Source organism: Sphingomonas jejuensis (genome assembly GCF_011927695.1).
Classification (GTDB): domain Bacteria; phylum Pseudomonadota; class Alphaproteobacteria; order Sphingomonadales; family Sphingomonadaceae; genus Sphingomonas_K; species Sphingomonas_K jejuensis.
Window position 1 is genome coordinate 1 of sequence record NZ_JAATJE010000007.1, and the last position, 2,563, is coordinate 2,563.

3 protein-coding genes are annotated in these 2,563 nt (G+C 64.7%); 2 read left to right on the forward strand and 1 reads right to left on the reverse strand.

The annotated features are described in order from the left end of the window. On the reverse strand, positions 1-884 hold an 884-nt coding region (locus GGR88_RS14965; protein ID WP_167956466.1), incomplete at its 3' end, for a DUF4158 domain-containing protein. A gap of 164 nt (positions 885-1,048) precedes the next feature. Between GGR88_RS14965 and GGR88_RS14970 the strand changes: the two genes are divergently transcribed. Further along, complete coding sequence (locus tag GGR88_RS14970; RefSeq protein ID WP_007406331.1) at positions 1,049-1,630, forward strand: recombinase family protein; 582 nt, start codon at positions 1,049-1,051, stop codon at positions 1,628-1,630. A gap of 20 nt (positions 1,631-1,650) precedes the next feature. Further along, entirely contained in the window at positions 1,651-2,475 is an 825-nt protein-coding gene (locus GGR88_RS14975; protein ID WP_126014483.1) for a hypothetical protein, read from the forward strand. Positions 2,476-2,563 lie beyond the last annotated feature (88 nt).

The window sequence follows — 2,563 nt, forward strand, 5'->3', positions numbered from 1 at the left end:
TCGATCGCGGCGTCCGCGAGCCGCGCTTCCAGGTCGATGACGGCTGCGGCGAGTGTCGCGCGCCTTCTGCGGAGCGAGTAGTCGGACAGGAGGAACGCGGGCGCGACGTGGCCTTCGCGCACGAGCTGCTCGAAGCGGTGCTCGTGGATGCGGCCGGCCATGCCCGGGTCGAGCCCGAGCCGGCGCACGTGCGCGAGCCGGGCGAGAATGCCGGCGAGATTGCGCGCGGTCGGGCTGTCCGACGTGTCGCGCAGCCACGCGAGCGGCGTCGTGCTGCGATCCTGGTCCACGATCAGCAACGCATCCAGCCCCGTCACCTGCTCCGGAGCAAGCGCATCGACCAGCGTGTCGGCCGCGAGGCGGCGCGCCATGGCGCGCCCCGCCACCCCGATCCGCTCGATACGGGCGGGCGCGGGCAGAACGATCCGGGCAGCACGCAAATGGCCCAGCACTGCCGCGGCGATCGGCTTGCCCCGTTCGGTCGCTTCCGCCGCGCGGGTGGCTGCGCCGAGCGCGCCGGGGACGTCGGCCGCCTCGAACGCGCGCAGGCGCAAACGCTCCATCGCCTCCCAGGCGTGTTCGAGCCGGGTCTGGGCGCGATGCGCGTAGCCCTCGAACGCTGTGGGCGCGATGTCGAGTTGCGCGGCCAGGTGCCGGATCAGAAAATCGGGGACGACATCGTCGTGGCGTATGCCGAAGCCGGGATGACGCAGCAGGGCGAGGTGCAGCGCGAAGCCGAGCCGGTTGGCGTCGCCGCGCTTCGCTTCGATCAGTGGCCGGTCCTCATCGGCAACCGTGTAATGCTTGGCGAGCGAGGCATGGTCGAGGGGCACGCCGAACAACGCGCGGCGTTCGTCGCCCGTTAACAGATCGCGTCTGGCCATCGATCACCCCCTGTCCGGGAGCGTATAGTTTATGGCCGACACGTGCGAGGTGTCGCGTAACTCTCAAGTTTCGCGACAGCGGCCCTGACCGGTCACGCCACGAGGGCGGACGCTGTCGCAAATGTCTGTTGCTAATCAGCCGTGTTCCAATGCACATCTGCGACATGCTCCTCGGCTATGCGCGCGTATCTACCGACGATCAGGATCTCACGCTTCAAAAGACGGCACTGAAGGCGGCCGGATGCCGGCGGACATTCGAGGAGAAGGTGTCCGGCGCCAAGCGCGCCCGACCGGAACTCGACCGGATGCTGGAGCAGCTGCGCGACGACGACGTGGTTGTGGTCACCCGGCTCGATCGCCTAGCGCGTTCGACGCGCGACCTGCTCGACATCGCCGAGAAGCTGAACGAGGCGGGAGCGGGGCTGCGCTCGCTCGCCGAGCCCTGGGCCGACACGACCACGCCTGCGGGACGCATGGTGCTCACCGTGTTCGCCGGCATCGCGGAGTTCGAGCGCGAGCTGATCCACCAGCGTACCAGTTCCGGCCGCGCGGCAGCCATGGCGCGCGGCGTGAAGTTCGGGCGTAAGCCCAAGCTCACTCCGGACCAGATCGCGCTCGGACAGCGTCTCGTCGGCGAAGGCACATCGGTGCGCGAAGCGGCGAAGCTGCTGAAGTGTCATCATGCCACGCTCTATCGGGCGCTCAACCATCCGGCGCAGATGCCCGTACATCGCTCGACACGTTGATTGAGGAGTAGGATTTCGCCATGATCTTCGCGCTTCTACTAGCGGCAAGTTCGCCGAATTCCGCGCTGGAGGCGGAGCGGGCCTACTCGGAAGCTGTACTTGCCAGTGGCCGTCAGGCAGCGGCACGCAGTTTCGGTCCACAAAGCGACCCCTGGCCAATACAACATGCGCCCGAAACCGCGCGCTCTCCATCTGTGGCCAGCATGTTGCAAGCAGCCGAGAGTAGCCGAAGGTGGTGGCTCACAATGATGAGTGTCGAGAGCCATGCCGAGCGCAGACCCGAACTTGTCTTTCCGTCCTGTGATCCGAGCGGGTCGGCAGTTGTTATCGGCGGGCTGTACGATGGCGGAAATCGAGTTGGATCATATAAGACGCTTTGGCGGAACAGTGCTGAGGGGTGGCGCTGGGAAATCGACGACTATCGTCGGGATGGATCGAAGGCATTAGCGGCAGAAAGTTTACAAGCGATCGAACCTGAGTGCTCGGCAAAACTCACCAATGAACAGCTCCAAATCCAAGCCGTTAGCGATGCGAAAGAGATCGCGTCTGTTTTGCGACAGGAGCAGGCCGGCAAACAGGTCGACTGGTTGGCTGTTCCAAGACGAAGCGTGGCCGAAGACGTTATCTTTGTCGGCAACGATGGCCGACGCATCCGCAGGCTCCCCGCCAAGCTGCCCATTCGGCGCATAGCGGGTGCGTTATCGTCCGGAAGCAGTTACGATGAAACGCTACGGTGGAGTAGCCGCGTCCTGGACGGGTCTGCACAAGCCCATAGCTTTCAGATCACCCAGTGGCGCGGTCCCAAGAATGGATGGCAGATCGTCTACTACGAGCTCCGCGGGTGAAACATCACGAGAGGTGATCCGGTAACTTCCAACTCGTCCAACCTCACAAACCCACGAAACTTAATATACTTTGCGGCAACGCTCAGGC

What these genes read in the sequence shown, in the direction of transcription:
- GGR88_RS14975 (WP_126014483.1), top strand. Translation starts at nt 1,651, where the DNA reads ATGATCTTCGCGCTTCTACTAGCGGCAAGTTCGCCGAATTCCGCGCTG.
- GGR88_RS14970 (WP_007406331.1), top strand. Translation starts at nt 1,049, where the DNA reads ATGCTCCTCGGCTATGCGCGCGTATCTACCGACGATCAGGATCTCACG.